Raw genomic sequence first — 18,611 nt, 5'->3', positions numbered from 1 at the left:
CCCGCGCCGAAGCCGTCGCAATGGCTCACCCGTTCTTTTTGAACCACATGGTCAGATAGTCCACCAGACTGCGCACCTTGGCGGGCAGGTATCGCCGGTGCGGGTAGACGGCGTAGATGCCGCGGTCACGCGATATATGGTCATCGAACAGGGTCACGAGTTCGCCCGACTGGATATGCGGCCCGGCGATGAAATCCGGCACGATGGCCACGCCAAGACCCGACCGGGCAGCGCGCAGCGTGGCCTGCGGGCTGTTGACTTCGATGGGACCGTTGATCGCCACGGAGTTGGTGCCGCCGCCGGGCTCGAAATAGCGGATGTGATTGTGAAAACGGGAATTGCTGTCCACGATGCAAGGGACCTTGCCCAGATCCTGCGGCGAATTGAGCGGGCCATGCTGGGTAATGAAGGCGGGCGTGGCGACGGCGTAGACGCGAAACTCCGAGAGTTTCTTGGCAATCATGCCGGAATCTTCGAGCTTTGTGATGCGGATGGCCACATCGAAGTTTTCCTCGATGAGGTCGACGAACCGGTCTTCCGCCACGATTTCCAGCGATAGTTCCGGGTTCTCCTTGGCAAAATCGATAAGGCTCTGGCCAATATCGGCATCGATGAAACTGCGCGGCACCGACATCCGCAACTTGCCTTTCAGGTGGGCATTGTTCTCGCGCACGAGGTCGGCAAGATTGTCGATTTCCTTCAAAATGTCGGCAGCCGTGCGGTAATAGGTATGGCCCGCTTCCGTCATGGAAAACTGCCGCGTGGTGCGGTTCAAAAGCAGCGCGCCGAGATCGTCCTCCAGTTCGCGCACATATTTCGATAACAGCGCCTTAGAGCGCCCGGTCTTGCGGGCGGCAGCGGAAAAGCCTTCCGCTTCGACAACATCGATAAAGGCCCTGATACGGGTGAGAGTGTCCATCGGAGGCTCCTGTTTGTTCCATATAATTGAACGCGAGAGCCTCAGCGTTCAAGAATAAAATGGGATGCTGAAAAAATCCGCATTATGATGAAAAATTCCCTTGATTATGACTGCGAATATTCCTATCTCCCGGTTGCCCAAAGTCGCACGTGCCCATGTGTGTCCGCCGGACCCTCGATGTGGTGAGGAGTTTGGTAAGGTACCTGGAATTAACCCCTCCAGTCGCTATTCCGGCCAACCGGGAAATGCGAGGACATACGAAGCAACGACGGTGCGGGCCTTTCTGGTTCTCTGCCGGCTTTCCATCAGCCGGGGTACTAAAGAGGCACACCATCATTGCCGTAAGTGCGGTTGGGGATGATTCCCGCCAATCCCATGGCAGACAAAGCCGAATAATGCTCTTGGCAGGGCGTTGTTCACAATTGCGCCTTGAGCGTATGCGACGGATTCAGCGTCTCCACCGGCTGCTTCGTTCCGCATATCTTGAGCGCCCTTTGTCCTCTGGATTTCATCCAGAGCCGGAACATTCGAGGGAATACAACAATGACGACTGCACGCATCCTCGACTTCATCAAGACCCGCCGCCCAGAAGGCCCATGCCTTGTGGTCGACCTTGACGTCGTGCGCGATAATTTTCACGCGTTCCGGCATGCTCTGCCAAACAGTGCGATCTATTATGCCGTGAAGGCAAACCCAGCTCCAGAAATTCTCAAAGTTCTGGCCGGCATGGGCTCCAACTTCGATTGCGCCTCCGTGGCTGAAATCCAGATGGCGCTCGATTCGGGTGCGACATCCGACCGTATTTCCTACGGCAACACCATCAAGAAGGAACGCGATATTGCGCGCGCCTTTGCTCTGGGCATCGACCTCTTCGCCGTGGACAGCCACGAAGAAGTGGAAAAGGTTGCCCGTGCAGCACCTGGTGCGCGCGTATTCTGCCGCGTTCTGACCGATGGCGAAGGTGCCGAATGGCCACTGTCGCGCAAGTTCGGTTGCGTGCCGCAGATGGCCGTCGACGTTCTGGTCTATGCCCATCAGCTGGGTCTGGAATCCTACGGCGTATCCTTCCACGTCGGTTCGCAGATGATGAACCTCGACGCATGGGATGCGGCGCTGGGCGATGCAAAGCGCGTCTTCGCGTCGTTGGCCAAGCAGGGCATCCACCTGCAGATGGTCAACATGGGCGGTGGTTTCCCGACCAAGTACCTGCGCGACGTACCTGCTGCCGAAGAATACGGCCAAGCCATCGACACGGCGCTGCGCAAGCACTTTGGCAATCAGATTCCGAAGACCATCATCGAGCCGGGTCGCGGCATGGTCGGCAATGCGGGTGTCATCAAGGCGGAAGTCGTGCTTGTTTCGCGCAAGTCCGACAACGACAACCACCGCTGGGTGTTCCTCGACATCGGCAAGTTCGGTGGTCTGGCCGAAACCATGGACGAGGCCATTCGCTATCCGATCCGCACCGAGCGGGACGAAGATGCGATGGAGCTTTGCGTTCTGGCCGGCCCGACCTGCGACAGCGCCGACGTGATGTATGAAAAGAACATGTACCCGCTGCCGGTCTCTCTGACCATCGGCGACGACGTTCTGATCGAAGGCACGGGCGCCTACACGACCACCTATTCGGCGGTCGCCTTCAACGGTTTCGAGCCGCTGAAGTCCTATGTGATCTGAGTGGGTGCTGCCCGTCTGGGGGCAGGCAGCATTCTTTCGGGTCCTCCCGTTCCGGCTTTGCCACCGCGCCTAGGCGCAAACCCTGCTTGCCGCACCTCTGTCCAGCCGAGGAAAAGCGCTTAACGGGTCGGAACGGTTCAATTCTTCTTTTCATCGCATAGCGTTATCGCAGACAGCCCAGAGCTTTTGCGCGACATGCTTTCATTCAGGTGCCGCTATGTGGGCGGCTTGGTGACGGGAGGCCGGGATGGCCGCTGTTCTCAATTCTGTTCGTGCATTCTTCACGCCACAGACGTTTCATATCGACGCTGAAAATCCGGGCGATACCGTTGCTCGCGAAAACCTGCTGGACCGCGTCATGGGCTCTGGCCGTCGTCGCAAATCGTCCGAAAAGCTGCGCGCCGGTCGCGTTCCGGCTGACGGTCTGGCGCTGGTGGCACGCGATGCCGACGGCCACGTCATCGGCACCGTTCGTCTGTGGAATGTGCAGGCGGGCGTGACGCGCGAAGGTAGCCCCGTATCAGCCCTTCTGTTGGGACCGCTGGCTGTCGATTGCGCCCATGAAGGCAAGGGCATCGGCTCCGCGCTCATGCGTACGGCCATCACCGAAGCTGCCAAGCGCGAGCACGGCGCGATCCTGCTGGTGGGCGACGCCCCCTACTACGAACGCTTCGGCTTCTTCGCCAGCCACACCCAACACCTCGTCATGCCCGGCCCCTTCGAGCGCGCGCGCTTTCTGGCGCTGGAATTGAAAAAGGGCTGGCTTGACGGCGCTGCCGGTATGCTGGTGGCGAGCGGTCGCAAGCTGTCCTGAGACAGGTTACGTCGTTGGAAGTGAGGGGCGGAATTCGGGGCTAGCCCCCCTCTACCCTGCCGGGCATCTCCCCCACAGGTGGGGAGATCAGCTGGGCGTGCGCTCATCGGTTTACCAATAGCGTCAGGTGAAAACCGTTTGCGGAGTAGTTGCTGCCGCATTCGAAACGTTCAATGTGGATAAGGCATCTCAGCGAGCCGATCTCCGCACCTGTGGGGGAGATGCCCGGCAGGGCAGAGGGGGGCTAGCGGCATACGCCACAGCAGCCGCGCCCCTACTCCATCAGACCTTGGCAGCAGAAACCGTCGCCTCGATATGCTCCACCAGAGCGTCCGGCAAACCAAGACGGCCCGCCAACAAGTCCAGATATCCACGCTCCGCTCGGCTGTCCGGCTCGATGGTGAGGCGCGATGCCGTGTAAATCTCGACTCGCTGCTCTTCCGTCTGAGCAGCCGCCACCAGCGCGTCGATATCCAGCGGGTCGGCCAGTTCCTTTTCGATGAAGGCTTCCGCCTCGCGATCCAGCTCGGAGACCTGAAGCTTTTCCATGATGCGGGCGCGTTCGGCAGCGTCGATATGGCCATCGGCCTTGGCAGCGGCAATCATCGCCTGCACCAGCGTCAGCGCGAAATTGTTGGAGAGCGTCGGCGACTGCGGGTGAAACGGCGAATCGACCGGTGGTGGCAAGAGTTCCTGTGTCGGCTGCGGTTGCGGCACCGCCTGCGGCTTCTGGCCGGACTGGTAGTTCTTGTAGGCGAGATAGCCGAGACCTGCGATGGCGGCGATACCGCCCACAGCCGCGGCATTGCCCGCCAACTTTCGGCCGGTCTTGGTGCCTAAGATGGCGGCGGCGATGGCGCCTGCCTTCATCGGGTTGTTCTTCGCGATCTGGGTGGCCTGCCCGGCCCTGTCCCGCACGCTTCCCGACAGGCCCGGCACGTTGGAGCCCAAAAACTGGTCTAGAAGCTTTTTCGCGTCGAACATTCAAATCTCCTGTTTGTTGAATATAAACAGGAGATAGGAAGTTGGGACCGGAATACAAATGGCCGTGACGTTCACGCCATCGTGAACGCGGCAAGCTTAGACAGCAAGTGCTGCCGCTTCTGCTGCCAGCTTGGTGATGCCAGCCCAATCACCAGCGGCGATGAGGTCCTTCGGCGCAACCCAGGAACCGCCAATGCAGATGACGTTCGGCAACGCGAGGTAATCCTTGGCATTCTTCAGCGACACGCTGCCCGTTGGGCAAAACATGATATCGGCCAGCGGGGACGAGAGGGCCTTGAGATAGGGCGCACCACCGGCCTGTTCGGCGGGGAAGAACTTCAGAACCTTGTAGCCCTTGTCGCGCAGATGCATGACTTCGCTGGCCGTCGCCGCACCGGGCAGCAGCGGAACCTTGGACCCCTTGGCCGCTTCCATGACGCTCTTGTTGACGCCGGGGCTGACGATGAAGGTCGAGCCGGCCTTGACGGCAGCGTCGAAATCCTTGGCATTGAGAATGGTGCCCGCACCCACATGCGCACCTTCGACCTCATCGGCCACGGCGCGGATCGCATCGAGTGCTGCGGGTGTGCGCATGGTGATCTCGATGGCCTTCAGACCACCTTCAACCAGCGCGCGGGCCAAAGGCACAGCGGATGCTGCATCTTCGACGATGAGAACAGGCACGACCGGCTGGAGTTTCAGGATGGAAAGCAGCTTTTCGGAATCCTGGGCCATGACGGTGTCTCCTCTTTTGAATCGATTGAATTGCGCATTCAATTACCGCGCAAAGCCTGACCTGTCGAGGCAAAACGAAATATTTCAGTTTCATTGCTTTTTCATGACAGTGGCTTGCGCTAGGGTGCCTGAAAATCAGGCAGGGCGTTGAATGGCAAAAGAAATCGAACGCAAGTTTCTGGTGGCAGACGAGAGCTGGCGCGAGGAAATCGTGACACGCACACGGTTTCGTCAGGGCTATATCGTATCGCTGGAAGACCGCTCGGTTCGGGTGCGGATCAAGGGCGAGGACGCCGCAACGCTTACCATCAAGGTCGGCGTCGGTGTTTTGGTGCGTGACGAATATGAATATGACATTCCGGTTGCCGACGCCGAGGAGTTGCTAAGCTCCGCCCCCGGCGTCATCATCGAAAAAATCCGCTATACCGTCGAGCATGAAGGCTTCGTATGGGAGGTCGATGTATTCGACGGCCTCTACAGAGGCTTGACCGTTGCCGAGGTGGAGCTGAATGCCGAGACAGACCAACCCGCCCTGCCCGCCTGGATCGGCGACGAAGTGACCGGCGACCACCGTTATTCCAACCAGCATCTGGCGACAGAGGATCTCAGCACCGAGCTATGCCATGTCATTCAGGATTGATCCGAAAAAACCCTTCGCCGACGAGTTGCAACGGGCCGGTGTCGAGCTGATCGACGACGCCATCGCGGCCCTGTCACAACAACCCGACGGCCCGCATGCCGCCGTGCACAATGCCCGCAAGAAGTTCAAGCGCCTGCGTGCCCTTTACAGCTTCGCGGCATCTGAAGAGCCAAAATTCCGCAAGGCTGAAAATATCCGCTTCCGCGATATCGCCCGCTCCCTATCGCAGGCCCGCGAGGCCGCAGCCCTGGTGGAAACGATCCTTTACCTCCAGCCATTCAGCCGCTCAAAAGCTGAGAGCAAGGCGCTGGCGTCCGCCCATGACGCGCTGGTCGAACGGCGTGATGCGATGACCGGCGATGACGGCGACTTGCCTGCCCGCATAACCGATGCGCTAATGGAATGCGAAAAGGGCAAACATGCCCTGCTGCACCTCTCCTTGCCATCCGGCAAAAAGACCGCTGCAAAGCTGATCAGCAAGACATGGCGCAAGCAGCGCCAGAAGGCGCTCGATGCCCTCAGCCAATGTCACGAACAGGGCCACGACGAGGACTTCCACGATCTGCGCAAGAGCGGACAAATCTACTGGATGCATCTGGCGCTGATGCGCAGGCTCTGGCCATCGGCCATGCGCGCCAAGAAGGTCGACGCCAAGCGGCTGGTCGATCTGCTGGGGCACGAGCACGACCTGTCCATGCTGAAAACCTTTGCCGATCAGGAACCGGAACGTTTCGCGGATGGCGACACGCTCGCCTTTCTCGTGGAGGCTATCACCCACCGCCAGCAGGCGCTGCGTCAGGAGTGTCTGGAGCTTGCCGAGCAAGTGTTCGCCGAATCTGCGAAAGCCGAAAGCCGCATCGTCGGTCTCCTGTGGGAAGACGCTGCCAGTTAAGCGATGTCGGTTGGTTCTGACGCCGCTCAAAACGTCGCGGCCAAGCGTTCCACACGCGAAATATGATTGCGCAAAAGCCGATCTGGCTGTATTTCAGCCGCCATGACCGACACCTCTACCCGACCCCGCCCGGAAGCCGCCGGAGAATTTCTCGTGGCAGCGCTTTATCATTTCGCCCGCTTCCCGCGGTTCGAAAGCGTGCGCGAACCGCTGTTTACGCTGTGCCAGCAAAATGGCGTCAAAGGCACGCTGCTTTTGGCCGCCGAAGGCATCAACGGCACCATCGCCGGAACGGATGAGGGCGTCGGCAACGTGCTGGCCTATCTGCGTGCGCAGCCGGAATTCGCCAATCTCGAGCACAAGGAAAGCCGCGCGTCCAAGATGCCCTTCGTGCGCATGAAGGTGAAGCTGAAGCAGGAAATCGTCACCATGGGCGTACCGGATATTGATCCGAACCAGATCGTCGGCACCTATGTGGACCCGAAGGACTGGAACGCGCTGATTTCCGATCCCGACACGATCCTCATCGACACCCGCAACGATTACGAAACCGCCATCGGCATCTTTCAGGGCGCGGTCGATCCGCAGACCAAGACGTTCCGCGAGTTTCCAGACTGGGTGAAAAACAATCCCGGCCTGCACAACAAGCCGAAGATCGCCATGTACTGCACCGGCGGCATTCGCTGCGAAAAGGCCACCGCCTTCATGAAGGATCAGGGCTTTGACGAGGTCTACCACCTCAAGGGCGGCATTTTAAAATATCTGGAAGAGGTGCCGGAAGAAGACAGCCTGTGGGAAGGCGCGTGCTTCGTGTTCGACGAGCGCGTATCCGTGGTTCATGGTCTGGCCGAAGGCGACCACAAACTCTGCCACGCCTGCCGCAACCCGATTACGCCGGAAGTTCGCCTGTCTCCGAAGTTCGAGGAAGGCGTCTCCTGCCCCAGCTGCTACGACGATCGCACCGAAGAAGACCGCACCCGCTTCCGCAACCGCCAGAGACAGATCGATCTGGCGAAGCAGCGCGGTGAGAAGCATATCGGACGGTGAGATGGCGGCGGTGGGTATCTCACTTTGTGGGAGAGGTAACCAGCCGCGCAGCCTCACACATCACGACACCTTTCGCTGCTCCAACTTCGCATTCTGCGCTTCCAGCAGTGGCAAAATCTGTTCGGCCGGAACCGGCCGTGAGAACAGATAGCCCTGCAATTCGTCACAGCCACACAGCTGCAAGATCGCTGCCTGGTCTTCCGTTTCGATGCCTTCGGCGGTGACCGGAATGCCCAACGACCGGGCAAGCGCCACCGTGGCGGTCAGCATTTCGAGCGAGCGGCCGCCTTCGTCCAGCGCCACCACCAGCGACTTGTCGATCTTCATGCGGTCGAAGCCGAAGTGGCGCAGATAACCGATGCTGGCAAAGCCGGAGCCGAAATCATCCAGCGCGATGCTGACGCCGATCTGCTTGAGCTTGTCGATGGCTGTCCCGGCCCGCTCCGGCTGGTGGATGAAATACCCTTCCGTCATTTCCAGCATCACCCGCGTCGGCGCTATGCGGTGTTCATCGAGAATGGAGAGCACCTGGGCGGCAAAGAGCGGATTTCTGAACTGAACAGGCGAGACGTTGACGGCAAGCTTCACATCCGGCCACGCGACCGCCTCCTGGCAGGCCTTGCGCAGCACGGCAAGGCCGAGCTGGTCGATCAGCCCGCTGCTTTCGGCAGCTGCAATGAAAATGTCCGGCGACACCGGGCCATGACCGGCGCGGTTCCAGCGCGCCAGCGCCTCAACACCGGTGATGCGGCGGGTGAGCGTGTTGATCACCGGCTGGAAGACGACCTTGATCTCGTCCTGCTCGATGGCATATTTCAGATCGGCCTCGAGCTGGTTCTTCTCCTCGCGGCGCGTGTCCATATGCGGTTCATAAGCCATGTAACGGCCACGCCCGCTTTCTTTCGCCTCATACATCGCCATATCGGCGCGGCGCAGCAATTCCTCACCATCGATCTCGCCACCCTTCGTGAGCGCTGTGCCGATGCTGCAACCGATGGAGGCAACGCGATCGCCGATCATGAAGGGTTCCGAAAACAGGACGAGAATGTCGTCGCACAGTTTGCGGCCTTCAAGCGGGGCATACGGCCCTTGCAGGACGATGGCAAACTCATCTCCACCCAGCCGTGCCAGCAGCGTGCCCTCTGCCACGAGCACCTTCAACGCCGCCGCGACACCCTTGATCAACAGGTCGCCAGCGCCGTGGCCGAAGGAATCGTTGATCTCCTTGAACCCATCCAGATCGAGATAGATGAGATTGACGTAGGAATTGTCGTTGACGGATCGCGACAGCCGGTTTTTCAATCCCTGAAACAGGCCCGTGCGGTTGTAAAGCCCCGTCAGGCGATCGCTCAACAATTCACGACGGGCAGACGCCTCGTCGCTTTTCAGCTTTTTCAGTGCTGCACTGCCAATGGCGATCAACGCCAGAAAGAACAGAAGCATGACAGCGCTGGCCGCAAAGATGCGTGGCCTGACCTCGCGCATGCTGATGTCACCCGGCATTTGCGACTGCCAGGCCAGATTGCCCAGCACCTGCCCGCGTGGATCGACGATGCTGACGAAATAATCCGGGCGCGCATCGGCAGGCTGCAAGGACAGCCCGTTGACGACATAGGTATGGGCAAGCTGCTCGACCTTCTGGGCTGTCAGATGACGCGCAAAGATCAGGTAGCGTCTTTTGGATTCGGCCACGTCCAGCAGGCCGGATTTGTTGCGCACCAGGGCGACACCCACGGCGGCGATGCCGTCCTTCGTGCGCAGAAAGCCGGAAATTTCGGGGGCCTGCCCGATTGGAGTAGAGCGTACCGTCTGGATCAGCCCTGCCAGACCATCGCCGAAATAATCCGACAGCGACCAGTCCGTTGGTACACCCTGGCGATAGGACATCAAAATCTGACCGTCCATATCGATGAGGACAGCCGTGTCGAACAGCTCGCTGTTGACAGTCATGTCGCCGTAATTGCTGATCAGCCATTCCAGACCATCGGGCGCATAGGCGAACCGCGCGGCATCGTCCCAGGCGGCGTAGTCGTTGAGCGTTGCGGTCAGCTGGTTGAGGAAAGTGGAGAGAGCACCGGATGTGGTTTCGAGCGAACGCTGTTCATCCAGCGCATTGGTATTCTTGGCGACATCGCCCAGCGCCGATAAAATGAGGACGGTAACGATGACCACGACGACGGCAAGCGCAGACAAAACACCTGCCACGGCGGTGCTCCGACCGATCGACAGTGTTCTGACATGCTTATGCGGCATCTGACAGCATCTTTTTTTCCCCTGAAGGCTGCATATTCCGCATCAAGTCTTCAAAAGGTATTAAAATACCGCCCCGCCGTCTTGCCAATCGCAACATGCTGAAGACAAACGCCGGAACGTTTGTTGTTAGGGATAACCATACGTAAAAAACCTCCCCCGTAACAATGGGAGAGGTTGTAAAAAGGCTTAGAAAAAGAGCTGCTTACCAGGACGGGATGACCGTGCCGTTGTACTTTTCGAGAATGAAGCTCTTCACTTCCGGGCTCTGGTAGGATTCGACCAGCGTCTTGACCCATGGCTTGTCCTTGTCCTGCGAACGCACGGCAATGACGTTGGCGTAAGGCGACTTTTCGCTTTCGATGGCGATGGCGTCCTTCTTCGGGTTCAGGCCACCGGCAGTCGCATAGTTGGTGTTGATGACCGAGGCGTCGGTATCATCCAGCGAGCGCGGAAGCTGGGCAGCGTCGAGTTCGACGATCTGGATGTTCTTCGGGTTCTCGGTGATGTCGGCAGGCGTGACCTTCAGGCCAGCGTCCGGGTTGACCTTGATGAGACCCTTGGAGGCCAGAACCAGAATGGCGCGACCGCCATTGGTCGGGTCGTTCGGAATGCCGACAGTTGCGCCGTCCTTCAGCTCGTCCAGGCTCTTCACCTTCTTGGAGTAAACGCCCATCGGTGTGGTGATGGTGGTGCCGACGCTGACGAGATCGAACTTGCGGTCTGCGACCTGATTGTCGAGGTAAGGCTGGTGCTGGAAGGAATTGGCCTGCAACTCGCCATCGGCCAGCGCCTGGTTGGGCACGACATAGTCGGAGAATTCGAGGATTTCGAGGTCGAGACCCTTGGTGGCGGCAATCTTCTTGACCTGCTCCATGATCTGCGCGTGTTCGGCAGGGGTCACGCCGATCTTGATGGTTTCAGCCAATGCACTGCCTGCAAACAGGGCTGCCAGCGAGGCGGCGATGATGAGTTTTTTCATGGGTGTCTCCTTTGTTTTGTGTTTTTAGTTTTTGCGGTTGCGCTTGTCGAAGCTGCGGGCAAGGGCGTCGCCCGCGCTCTGCACGATCTGGACCAGCACGATAAGAACGACGACGACGGCCAGCATCACATCCGGCATGAAGCGCTGATAGCCGTAGCGAATGCCAAGGTCACCCAGACCGCCACCACCGACGGCACCGACCATGGCCGAGTAGCCGATGAGGCTGACGAGCGTCAGCGTCAGCGCCAGCGTAATGCCGGGCTTGGCTTCGGCCAGCAGAACCTTGGTGACGATCTGGAGCGGCGTTGCGCCCATGGCACGCGCGGCTTCGATGAGACCCTTGTCGACTTCGCGAATGGCGGCTTCCACCAGACGAGCAACGAAAGGCACGGTCGCCACCGTGAGCGGCACGATGGCAGCCGATGTGCCGATGGAGGTGCCGGCAACAAGCCGCGTGAACGGAATGATGGCCACGACCAGAATGATGAAGGGCGTGGAGCGGGCGGCGTTGACGATGAGGCCGATGACACGGTTGATCATCGGTGCCTCGAACAGCTCACCCTTGCCGCTGGTGGCGAGGAAGATGCCGATAGGCAGACCGAGCAGTGAACCGACCAGCCCCGAGACCGCCACCATATGCAGCGTCTGGATCAAACCCTTCCAGAGAACAGCAAAAATCATATCAGGCGACATAACCGAGGACCTCCGTTGTCAGGCCGGTTTCGGCATAGAACTGGTTGGCACGGGCAGTGACGTCAGGCGTTGACGGATAGGAGACCACCAGCGAGCCGAAGGGCTGGCCGGAGATTTCTTCGATGGTGCCAGCGAGGATGTTCACATCCGGGCCGATTTCCGCGACCAGACGTGCGGTGAGCGGCTGGAAGGCGGTGTCGCCGAAGAAGACGAGGCGCACCAGCACGCGGTCGCCCGGCGCTGCATCGGTTTTCAAACCTGATGTGACCCAATGCGGCAGCTTCACGCCGACGGCAGAGGACAGCAGGCTGCGGGTCGTTTCATGGCGCGAGTTGGTGAAGATGTCGAAGGTGCTGCCCTGCTCGACGATCAGCCCCTTGTCGATGACCGACACTTGGCTGGCGATGGTCTTCACCACTTCCATCTCATGCGTGATGAGAAGCACGGTCAGGCCAAGTTCGGCATTGATTTTCTTCAGCAGTTCCAAGATCGATTGCGTGGTCTCGGGGTCCAGCGCGGATGTCGCTTCGTCGGACAGCAGCAGCTTCGGCTCGGTCGCGAGCGCACGGGCGATACCGACGCGCTGCTTCTGTCCGCCGGATAGCTCTGCCGGATAGCGATTGGCCTTGTCTCCCAGACCGACGAGATCGAGCAGCGGCCCGACCTTCTTCTTGATCTCCGCGCTCGAAACACCTGCAATTTCAAGCGGCAGAGCGACGTTGTCGTAGGCAGTGCGCGACGACAGAAGGTTGAAGTGCTGGAAGATCATGCCAACGGAACGGCGCAGGGTCCGAAGCCCTGCCTCATCCAGCGCACCGACATCCACACCATCAACGATGACCTTGCCGGAGCTTGGCCGTTCCAACCCGTTGACGAGCCTGATGAGCGTGGATTTGCCGGCGCCGGAACGACCTATAATGCCGGAGATCGAGCCGCGTGGCACCACATAGTCCACACCGGCAAGGGCCGTAAACGAGGTTTTTCTGGCGGGGTCACCGAAGGTCTTGGTCACGGCTTGAAAGGCGACCATGGGATCGCTGGCCGCTTGACCTGATGGCACGGCACTGGCCGCTGAAATGTCAGATATCATAAAATGCTCTTCGGACTGTATTTCCAAGGTCGAAACCCGGCGGCAGGGAAAGCCGCTTCGCTCATGCTGCCATCTGGCACATTCGACAACGCATGACGCTCCGGAGCATTACGTTCAACTTTCCTTATGGAAGCCGGGATCGGCATCTCTGTATCGCAAACATGCCTGTCTGCGATACAGAATTATAGGTATGGTTTTTCAATTATCCGCCGGTAGCGGAAAAATCGACCGCGATATGCGGCTGGACGATCACTCGACGGTGGAGACGAACTCTTCCAGCGGGCGGCGAACCTTCTTGAGGTTGACCAGCCAGTCGCCCTCTTCCTGACGATAACCCAAGGGCAGGATGACTGCCGAGCGCAGGCCCTTTTCACGAAGGCCAAGGATTTCGTCCAGCTTGGCCGGATCAAAACCTTCCATCGGGGTGGAATCCACGCCTTCGAAAGCAGCCTGCGCAACGGCCATGCCGAAGGCGATATAGGCCTGACGGGCGGCGTGCTGGAAATTCACCTCGGCATCACGCTGCGGGTAGGACGACAGCAGCGACTGGCGGTAATTTTCCCAGCCTTCGTTCTTGAAACCGCGCTCGTCATTGGTCAGATCGAACATGTGGTTGATGCGGTCTGCTGTGTAGTTGTCCCAGGCGGCAAACACCAGCAGGTGCGAGCCTTCGGTGACCTGCGCCTGGTTCCAGGATATCTCCTGAATCTTGGCGCGTGTCTCCGGGTTGGTGACGACGATGATTTCGAAAGGCTGCAAGCCGCTCGATGTCGGCGCCAGACGGGCGGCCTCGATGATGCGGTCGACCTTGTCCTGCGAAACCGACTTGGAGGGGTCCATCTTCTTGGTGGCATAACGCCAGTTCAATTTCTCGATCAGCATAAAATCTCCTTGGGGTCGGCCTCCGGTCAGGCACGCATGTGCAGGCGGGGCTATCCGTAAAACCCAACACACATAGGTGATGTTGCGGTGCACACAAGAAGGCACAGGCGAGTAACCAAGCAAAATCCTCACCGGCCCGCTCCATTCAAGACAGCGGGCCGGGGGATCAGGCATGTCCGGCAAATGCGGGAAGCATTGGCGGATTATGGTCTAGGTCTTGGCATTTGCCGGACCCATTACAACTGCACGTCACGGTACCTATCGGAACGCCCGGTCCCTTGCCTGGCCAGTGGCAAGAGGTGGGTCCACGGAAACGGCTCTTTTGTTAAGCAACCGCTTGTCGATACCGGCCTTCGAACCGCCGGGATGCCGCGCGTTGCACCCCTTTGTTTCGAAAGCACGGGGATTATGCGGGAGGGTTGGAGACCATGGAGAAAAAAAATTGAGAAATTTTTTTATTTTTTGTGGGGGCCGGATTGGAGGCCTCTTGGAGCAGAGGCCTCCGCTTTTTCCGTCATGCCGGGCTTGACCCGGCATCCAGCCGCACCGCGTCTGCGGTGCGAAAAAGTATTTCGCGATCAAAGACTTGATCGCACTGGACCCCGGCTCAAGGCCGGGGTGACGGCATTTTAGCGCCATTAAGACCGGCGACACCCTTAAACGTAGCGATTAACAACGTTCTCCAGATATTCCTGACGACCGGACTTCGGCTCGGGGTTGATGTTGTCCCGCTCCACCATCGCAGCGATCTCATCCAGTTTCAGCTCACCACGCAGCAGCTTCTGCGCATCTGCCGAATCCCACTTGGCGTAACGGTCTGCCAGCGGCTGCGACAGCGCCTTGTCTTCGACCATCTTGGCCGCAGCCTTTAGGCCACGGGCGCAGCAATCCATGCCGCCGATGTGACCGATGAGCAGATCTGCCGGGTCGAGCGACTGACGGCGCAGCTTCGAATCGAAGTTGGTGCCGCCGTTCTTGAAGCCGCCGGCTTCCAGCACGTGGTAATAGGCCAGCGCCATTTCCGGCACGTTGTTGGGGAACTGGTCGGTATCCCAGCCGGACTGGTAGTCGTTGCGGTTCATATCGATGGAGCCGAAAATGCCGAAGGCGTTGGCCATGGCCAATTCGTGTTCGAAGGAGTGACCGGCCAGAATGGCGTGGCCCTGCTCGATATTGACCTTCACTTCCTTGTCCAGCCCATGCTTTTGCAGGAAGGCATAGACGGTGGCGACGTCGTAATCATACTGGTGTTTGGTGGGTTCCTGCGGCTTCGGCTCGATCAGGATCGTGCCTTCGAAGCCGATCTTGTACTTGTATTCCACCACCAGATTGAGGAAGCGGCCAAGCTGATCGAGTTCGCGCTTCACATCGGTGTTGAGGAGGGTTTCATAGCCCTCACGACCGCCCCAGAGAACATAGTTCGCGCCGCCTAGTGTCTTGGTGGCATCGAGGCAGGTCTTTACCGTCGCTGCCGAATAGGCAAACACGTCAGGGTCAGGGTTGGTGGCGGCACCCGACATGAAGCGGCGGTTGGAGAAGAGGTTGGCGGTCCCCCAGAGAAGCTTGACGCCTGTGTCTGCCTGTTTCTGGCCAAAATAATCGACGATCTCGTTGAGGTTCTTCGTGTTTTCCGCGAATGTCTTGCCTTCTGGGCGCACGTCGGCATCGTGGAAGCAATAAAACGGCGAGCCCAGCAGCGAAAAGAATTCGAAGGCAACATCGGCCTTCAGCTTGGCCGCCTGCATGGTGTCTTCGAACCACGGGCGCTCGAAGGTCTGGCCACCGAAGGGGTCGCCGCCTGGCCATGTGAAGGTGTGCCAGTAGGCCACCGCAAAGCGCAGGTGATCTTCCATGCGCTTGCCACCGACGATTTCATCGGGATTGTAATGGCGGAAGGCCAGCGGGTTGGTGCTGTCTGGACCTTCATATTTGATTTTCTGGATGTCGCCGAAAAAGCCTGTGGTCATGGTTCTCTCCCTAGTTTGCATAGTGGTAAAATGGTGAAAGTGTTCCTGGGTATATTCGCTTGTGTTGGTGGCTGGGGTTCACCCCCCTCTGCCCTGCCGGGCATCTCCCCCACAGGTGGGGAGATCGACTCGTGGAGACCTCCCGCCCATCTCAAAGGCTGCGGATAAAGCGAGGAGTTAGCGTCTAGCCGATCTCCCTCCTTGTGGGGGAGATGTCTGGCAGGACAGAGGGGGGTAAACACCAACCACCGACCATCAATGCGAAAGCGTCCTGATCGCCGGATAGAGCGCCCGATACCGCCCATAAGCCTCCTCATAGGCGTCCCGAAGCGCAGCTACCGGCTCGATCGTCTCCTCCGTTTCCGGCTGCGAGCAAACGGCAACCGGGTCTGCCCCCGTCGCCGCAATCAACCCAAGCCTTGCCGCGCCAAAGGCCGCACCGAAGTCACCCTCTGCCGGAATATCCACTGACACACCGAGCGATGTGGCGATGGAGGCCAGCCAGTAGCGGGAACGCGAGCCGCCGCCGATGGCGGTGACGCGGGAAATCGAGGTGCCGGCTGATTTCAGCGCTTCGAGATTGTCTCTGATGGCGAAGGTGACGCCTTCCATCACGGCCTGCGTCAGCGCCTTGCGGTTGCTTTCGTGGGACAGGCCGACGAAGGAACCACGGATGGCCGCGTCATTGTGGGGCGTGCGTTCACCTGAAAGATAGGGGGCGAAGGTAACGCCGGTCGGGGCCTTCAGCTCGTTGCCCAGTTCCGTGGAAAGATCGCCAGCGGATTTGCCGGTTATGCCGGAATACCAGTTCAGCGCATCGGTGGCAGAGAGAATGACGCCCATCTGGTGCCATGTGTTGGGCAGCGCGTGGCAGAAGGCGTGAACGGCGCTTTCGGGCTTGGGCAGATAGGAGGCGTTGGCGGCGAACAGCACGCCGGAGGTGCCCAGCGATACGAAGGCATGGCCTTCCGAGACTGTGCCCATGCCGCAGGCGGACGCGGCATTATCGCCAGCGCCACCGGCAACGACAACCTTGCCGGAAATGCCCCAGGATGAGGCAAGTTCGGAGCGCAGCGTTCCGGCCTCGTCCGTGCCTTCCACCAGCGACGGCATCTGCTGTTCGGTGAGGCCGGTGGCCTCCAGCAATTCCGGCGACCATTTGCGTGCGCCGGTATCGAGCCACGAAGTGCCAGCGGAGTCGGACATTTCGGACATGTATTCACCCGTCAGCCACAGCCGCAGATAATCCTTCGGCAGCAAAACCTTGGCGACCTTGGCAAAAATCTCCGGCTCGTTGTTGGCGACCCACACCAGCTTCGGCGCGGTAAAGCCGGGAAACACGATATTGCCGGTGATCTTGCGGAAGCGCGGATCGGCATCCAGTTTCGCCGCTTCGGCATAGGAGCGGGTGTCGTTCCACAGAATGCAGGGGCGCAGCACATCACCCGCCGCATCCACCAGCGTTGCGCCATGCATATGGCCTGATAGGCCGATGCCTTTGACGGCGGCCAATTCCTTGGGGTGTTTCGCCTTCAGACCGCCAATCGCCGTTTGCGTGGCGGTGATCCAATCTGCCGGGCTCTGTTCGGACCAGCCATGGTGGAGGCGTGAAACGTCCAGCGCGCCATTGGCCGAACCGATGACGTTTTGATCACCATTGATCAGCAGCGCCTTGACGCCGGATGTTCCCAAATCGAGACCGAGATACATGTTTCCTCCAGTGCTATGTCAGTGTCAGGGGAGATTATCCCGCAAGAATATGTCGATACGAATGCGCTCCTGCGCCTCGATGACGGCGAGGCCATCGGCGCGGGCTTTCAGCACCCTGATAGCGCTGCGCACCTCGTGGCCCGCATCCTGGTTCAGCACCGCATCCAGCACGCCCTCGCGCAGGGCGTTGGCGGTGTTTTCGGTCAGTTCGTGGGCGATGACGCAAGGGGACGATGGCTGGTGCGATGATTTCAGTGCCTTGATGAGACCGCGATTGCCCGCGCCCAGGCTGTAAAGACCGAGCAGGTCAGGATTGGCATTAAGGCATTCCGCCACCAACTGCTCCACAGTTTCGGGGTCATCGCGCCCCTCCAGAACCGGCAGGAGGTGGAGATCGGGGAACTCTTCTGCGATCACCGACTGGAATCCGGCCAAGCGTTCGCGGTGGTCCTTGACCAGCATCGAGCCTGCCAGCACGGCGACATCGCCACCGTCTCTCGGCAGAAAACGCCCCATCAGGCTGGCAGCGGTGCGGCCTGCGGCAACATTATCCACGCCTGCGAAATGGTCGCGTCGGGAGCCGGTGATATCGGAGACGAGCGTCACCGCCGCAACGCCGCTATCGGTCAGCCGATCCACCGCCTCCACCACATCCTGCGCATCGATAGCGACGAAAGCGACGCCGGACGGCTTTTCCAGCCGCGCCACATCCAGCGCCTGGGCGAGCGCTGCGGGATCGAAGGGTGGCACCTCGATGATGCGGATGGAGGTGCGCTCGACATAAGACCGAGAGGCGGCCGCCCTCACCTCGGCGCGAAGACCGGCCATGAAGGAATTGTCGTTGTTGGGCAGGATGAAGACCAGCGCATAGCTGCGGCCCTTGGCCAGATTGGCAGCGGCCATATCGCGCACATAACCCAGCTCCAAAATCGCCGTCTCGACCTTGGCACGCGTCACCGCATGCACCCCCCGGCGCAGGTTGATCACCCGGTCAACGGTCGCAAGGCTAACGCCCGCTTTCGAGGCAATATCGTGAACTGTCGGCTTCATGTTTTCTCCCGGCTGGATTCCATAGAGGAGATTTTGAGACACGTAAATCAGAAAATGATGTACGTACCTCAGAAATGGGGTCGGTGTATCGCTTTGAAGGTCGAGTGTGCGGCTTACCCCCCTCTGCCCTGCCGGGCATCTCCCCCACAGGTGGGGAGATCGACTCGTGGCAATCTGTTGGCCACCTTTAGCGGTGCGGATGGTTGATGAGCGCGTCTCGCCGATCTCCCCCCTTTAGGGGAGATGCCTGGCAAGGCAGAGGGGGGTATGCCACACACT

General features: G+C 59.6%; 16 protein-coding genes. 5 read left to right on the top strand and 11 right to left on the bottom strand.

Annotation, left to right across the window (positions count from 1 at the left end):
- Positions 1–25: 25 nt before the first annotated feature.
- On the bottom strand, positions 26–919 hold the full coding sequence (locus RRU01S_RS00735) for a LysR family transcriptional regulator (protein WP_045228333.1): 894 nt from the start codon (positions 917–919) through the stop codon (positions 26–28).
- A 543-nt stretch (positions 920–1,462) separates the two neighbouring features.
- Between RRU01S_RS00735 and odc2 the strand changes: the two genes are divergently transcribed.
- Positions 1,463–2,596: an ornithine/lysine decarboxylase gene (gene odc2 / locus RRU01S_RS00730; RefSeq protein WP_045228332.1), complete on the top strand. Its 1,134-nt coding sequence runs from the start codon at positions 1,463–1,465 to the stop codon at positions 2,594–2,596.
- Positions 2,597–2,843: 247 nt separating this feature from the next.
- On the top strand, positions 2,844–3,410 hold the full coding sequence (locus RRU01S_RS00725) for a GNAT family N-acetyltransferase (RefSeq protein WP_045228331.1): 567 nt from the start codon (positions 2,844–2,846) through the stop codon (positions 3,408–3,410).
- Positions 3,411–3,692: 282 nt separating this feature from the next.
- Here the strand turns inward: RRU01S_RS00725 and RRU01S_RS00720 are convergent, their stop codons facing one another.
- Complete coding sequence (locus RRU01S_RS00720; protein ID WP_045228330.1) at positions 3,693–4,394, bottom strand: tellurite resistance TerB family protein; 702 nt, start codon at positions 4,392–4,394, stop codon at positions 3,693–3,695.
- Positions 4,395–4,490: 96 nt separating this feature from the next.
- A complete protein-coding gene (locus RRU01S_RS00715; RefSeq protein ID WP_045228329.1) occupies positions 4,491–5,129 on the bottom strand; it encodes a 2-dehydro-3-deoxy-phosphogluconate aldolase in 639 nt (212 codons plus the stop codon).
- A 151-nt stretch (positions 5,130–5,280) separates the two neighbouring features.
- Between RRU01S_RS00715 and RRU01S_RS00710 the strand changes: the two genes are divergently transcribed.
- From RRU01S_RS00710 to trhO, 3 genes are all read left to right on the top strand, one after another.
- Positions 5,281–5,769: a CYTH domain-containing protein gene (locus tag RRU01S_RS00710; protein WP_045228328.1), complete on the top strand. Its 489-nt coding sequence runs from the start codon at positions 5,281–5,283 to the stop codon at positions 5,767–5,769.
- Complete coding sequence (locus RRU01S_RS00705; RefSeq protein ID WP_045228327.1) at positions 5,753–6,661, top strand: CHAD domain-containing protein; 909 nt, start codon at positions 5,753–5,755, stop codon at positions 6,659–6,661. The genes RRU01S_RS00710 and RRU01S_RS00705 overlap by 17 nt, the downstream gene beginning before the upstream one ends.
- A gap of 102 nt (positions 6,662–6,763) precedes the next feature.
- Positions 6,764–7,708 (top strand): oxygen-dependent tRNA uridine(34) hydroxylase TrhO, encoded by a 945-nt coding sequence (gene trhO, locus RRU01S_RS00700; protein WP_045228326.1) that lies wholly within the window; start codon positions 6,764–6,766, stop codon positions 7,706–7,708.
- Positions 7,709–7,768: 60 nt separating this feature from the next.
- Here trhO and RRU01S_RS00695 read toward each other — a convergent pair whose 3' ends face one another.
- From RRU01S_RS00695 to RRU01S_RS00660, 8 genes are all read right to left on the bottom strand, one after another.
- On the bottom strand, positions 7,769–9,961 hold the full coding sequence (locus tag RRU01S_RS00695) for a putative bifunctional diguanylate cyclase/phosphodiesterase (protein ID WP_045228325.1): 2,193 nt from the start codon (positions 9,959–9,961) through the stop codon (positions 7,769–7,771).
- 202 nt (positions 9,962–10,163) lie between these two features.
- Positions 10,164–10,940, bottom strand: a complete 777-nt coding sequence (locus tag RRU01S_RS00690; RefSeq protein ID WP_045228324.1) for a MetQ/NlpA family ABC transporter substrate-binding protein — start codon at positions 10,938–10,940, stop codon at positions 10,164–10,166.
- Between the two features lie 24 nt (positions 10,941–10,964).
- Entirely contained in the window at positions 10,965–11,633 is a 669-nt protein-coding gene (locus RRU01S_RS00685; RefSeq protein WP_045228323.1) for a methionine ABC transporter permease, read from the bottom strand.
- Positions 11,623–12,663, bottom strand: a complete 1,041-nt coding sequence (locus RRU01S_RS00680) for a methionine ABC transporter ATP-binding protein (protein WP_081879962.1) — start codon at positions 12,661–12,663, stop codon at positions 11,623–11,625. Before RRU01S_RS00680 ends, RRU01S_RS00685 begins: the two co-directional genes overlap by 11 nt.
- Before the next feature lie 309 nt (positions 12,664–12,972).
- Positions 12,973–13,605, bottom strand: a complete 633-nt coding sequence (locus RRU01S_RS00675) for an NAD(P)H-dependent oxidoreductase (RefSeq protein ID WP_045228321.1) — start codon at positions 13,603–13,605, stop codon at positions 12,973–12,975.
- Between the two features lie 656 nt (positions 13,606–14,261).
- Positions 14,262–15,572 carry a xylose isomerase gene (xylA, locus tag RRU01S_RS00670; protein WP_045228320.1) on the bottom strand — a complete coding sequence of 437 codons (1,311 nt, stop codon included), beginning with the start codon at positions 15,570–15,572 and terminating at the stop codon, positions 14,262–14,264.
- 255 nt (positions 15,573–15,827) lie between these two features.
- Entirely contained in the window at positions 15,828–17,282 is a 1,455-nt protein-coding gene (xylB, locus tag RRU01S_RS00665; protein ID WP_045228319.1) for a xylulokinase, read from the bottom strand.
- Between the two features lie 24 nt (positions 17,283–17,306).
- Positions 17,307–18,332 (bottom strand): LacI family DNA-binding transcriptional regulator, encoded by a 1,026-nt coding sequence (locus tag RRU01S_RS00660; protein ID WP_045228318.1) that lies wholly within the window; start codon positions 18,330–18,332, stop codon positions 17,307–17,309.
- Between the last annotated feature and the right edge of the window lie 279 nt (positions 18,333–18,611).

Origin of the sequence: Agrobacterium rubi TR3 = NBRC 13261 (assembly GCF_000739935.1) — a bacterium.
GTDB lineage: Bacteria > Pseudomonadota > Alphaproteobacteria > Rhizobiales > Rhizobiaceae > Agrobacterium > Agrobacterium rubi.
This window is presented reverse-complemented; position numbering and strand designations above follow the sequence as displayed.